We start from the raw sequence: 1,034 nt of genomic DNA on the forward strand, positions 1-1,034 counted from the left end.
TTGATCGAAGCCCCAGTAAACGGCGGCCGTAACTATAACGGTCCTAAGGTAGCGAAATTCCTTGTCGGGTAAGTTCCGACCTGCACGAATGGCATAATGATGGGGGCGCTGTCTCCAGCAGAGGCTCAGTGAAATCGAAATCGCCGTGAAGATGCGGTGTACCCGCGGCTAGACGGAAAGACCCCGTGAACCTTTACTGCAGCTTGACATTGAACTTTGATCTTACTTGTGTAGGATAGGTGGGAGGCTTTGAAACCGAGACGCTAGTTTCGGTGGAGCCAATCTTGAAATACCACCCTGGTAATATTGAGGTTCTAACTCTGTCCCGTTATCCGGGACGAGGACCATGTCTGGTGGGTAGTTTGACTGGGGCGGTCTCCTCCTAAAGAGTAACGGAGGAGTACGAAGGTGCGCTCAGCGTGGTCGGAAATCACGCGTAGAGTATAAAGGCAAAAGCGCGCTTAACTGCGAGACCCACAAGTCGAGCAGGTACGAAAGTAGGTCTTAGTGATCCGGTGGTTCTGTATGGAAGGGCCATCGCTCAACGGATAAAAGGTACTCTGGGGATAACAGGCTGATACCGCCCAAGAGTTCATATCGACGGCGGTGTTTGGCACCTCGATGTCGGCTCATCTCATCCTGGGGCTGAAGCAGGTCCCAAGGGTATGGCTGTTCGCCATTTAAAGAGGTACGCGAGCTGGGTTTAGAACGTCGTGAGACAGTTCGGTCCCTATCTACCGTGGGCGCTGGAAATTTGAGAGGATCTGCTCCTAGTACGAGAGGACCAGAGTGGACGAACCTCTGGTGTACCGGTTGTGACGCCAGTCGCATCGCCGGGTAGCTATGTTCGGAAGGGATAACCGCTGAAAGCATCTAAGCGGGAAGCCTACCTCAAGATAAGATTTCCCTTGGACTTTATGTCCACTAAAGAGCCGTTGAAGACTACGACGTTGATAGGTTGGATGTGGAAGTGCGGTGACGCATGAAGCTGACCAATACTAATTGCTCGTGAGGCTTGACTATACAACACCCAA

Annotated in this window: 1 rRNA gene; it reads left to right on the forward strand. The window is 52.1% G+C overall.

Annotated features, from left to right (window positions below):
* Positions 1 to 1,023: ribosomal RNA gene (locus tag FTT76_RS17485) — 23S ribosomal RNA — on the forward strand; the annotation flags it as partial.
* Positions 1,024 to 1,034 lie beyond the last annotated feature (11 nt).

Origin of the sequence: Acinetobacter sp. YH01009 (assembly GCF_013420765.1) — a bacterium.
GTDB classification, from domain to species: Bacteria; Pseudomonadota; Gammaproteobacteria; order Pseudomonadales; family Moraxellaceae; genus Acinetobacter; species Acinetobacter amyesii.